The organism is Actinospica durhamensis, assembly GCF_018139695.1.
GTDB lineage: Bacteria > Actinomycetota > Actinomycetes > Streptomycetales > Catenulisporaceae > Actinospica > Actinospica durhamensis.
The window spans coordinates 1-1407 of record NZ_JAGSOG010000576.1 but is presented as its reverse complement, the minus strand read 5'-3'; the positions used below and the strand labels follow the sequence as shown (position 1 = coordinate 1407).

Annotated in this window: 2 protein-coding genes; both read left to right on the top strand. The window is 67.2% G+C overall.

All coding sequences use genetic code 11. The features are described from left to right. Window positions 1-102: 102 nt before the first annotated feature. Window positions 103-930 carry an IS5 family transposase gene (locus KDL01_RS41125; protein ID WP_212534144.1) on the top strand — a complete coding sequence of 276 codons (828 nt, stop codon included), beginning with the start codon at window positions 103-105 and terminating at the stop codon, window positions 928-930. Then, window positions 930-1361, top strand: coding sequence for a hypothetical protein (locus KDL01_RS41120; RefSeq protein ID WP_212534143.1), 432 nt, complete (start codon window positions 930-932; stop codon window positions 1359-1361). Before KDL01_RS41125 ends, KDL01_RS41120 begins: the two co-directional genes overlap by 1 nt. The last annotated feature ends 46 nt before the right edge of the window (window positions 1362-1407 follow it).

Sequence of the window (1407 nt, the reverse complement as noted above, 5' to 3'; positions counted from 1 at the left end):
AGAGGGCGATAAGCGAGTCTTCTACCGTTTCGTATTAGTCATAACGTGTGGATTTGCTCGGTTTCTGCTCGTGAGCGGCCTTGGGCGTGGTGCGGTGGCGCGGTGGATGAGCGCAAGCCGTACAACACCGACCTGTCCGAGCCCGAGTGGGCCGTGATCAAGCCGCTGATCGCGGCGTGGAAGGCGCAGCATCCGTCGGTCTCCGGTCACCAGGGGCGTTACGAGATGCGGGAGATCGTCAACGCGCTGCGGTATCAGAATCGGACGGGCTGCCAGTGGGAGCTGTTGCCGCACGACTTTCCGCCGACCGGCGCGGTGCGCTACTACTTCGATGTCTGGAAGCGCGACGGGCTCGATGCGCGGATCAACGACGTGCTGCGGATGATGGTGCGCGAGAAGGCCGGACGCACAGCCGACCCGAGCCTGGTGGTGCTCGACTCGCAGTCGGTGCGAGCGGCGGCCGGGGTGCCGAAGTCCACCACGGGCCTGGACGCGGCGAAGAAGACTCCGGGACGCCGGCGCGGGCTGGCCGTGGACGTCATAGGGCTGATCATCGCGGTCGTGGTCGTCGCGGCGTCGGTGCACGACAACGCGATCGGCACCGCGCTGCTGAACAAGGTCGTCGCGAGCACCGGCACCGTGCGGACCGCGCTGGTGGACCAGGGGTTCAAGAACAGCGTGGTCGACCATGGCCGAACACTCGGCATCGATGTTCAGATCGTTGAGCGCAACCCGGCCCGCACCGGGTTCGTCCCCGAGCCCATCCGGTGGCGGGTTGAGCAGACCAACGGCCTGAACATGCTGGAGAGACGCCTCGCGCGCGACTTCGAGCACGCCCCGTCCTCGTCGGAATCCAGGATCTACTGGGCCTCGGCCGGACGGATACTGCGCCGCCTGGCCGGCACGCCCGCTCGATGGCGGGAGGCGTGATGACCCACGCCGTCATTCAGCAACTCCTGGACGGGATCGAGCAGCGCGAACGCCAACTTGCCGAGCAAATCGGCGAACTCGCCGCCCGCCTGCGCGAGGCGGAAGCCGAACGCGAAGCGCTGGCGACCACAGCCAAAACCGTCCGCGCTCTGGCCGCCGACCTCGACCTCGAGCAGCCACCGGCCCCGGTCCTGCCGGACGGCGCGGCCTACCAGCAGATCACCAGCGTGTTCGAGCACGAACGCCGGCCACTACGTGCCCGCGACCTGTGCATCGCACTGGATCTACCCGTGATGCCCAAGCACGTCGAAGGCACCCGCGCGAAACTCAAACGCCTGGTCAGCCTCGGATTCCTCGACGAGACCGAACCCGGACTGTTCCAACAGCCCGGCCCGCAGGCACCGCCCAGCCCCGCCGACCAGCGACCCTGATCCAAGCCAGCGAGTGAAACGGTAGAAGACTCGCTTATCGTCCTCT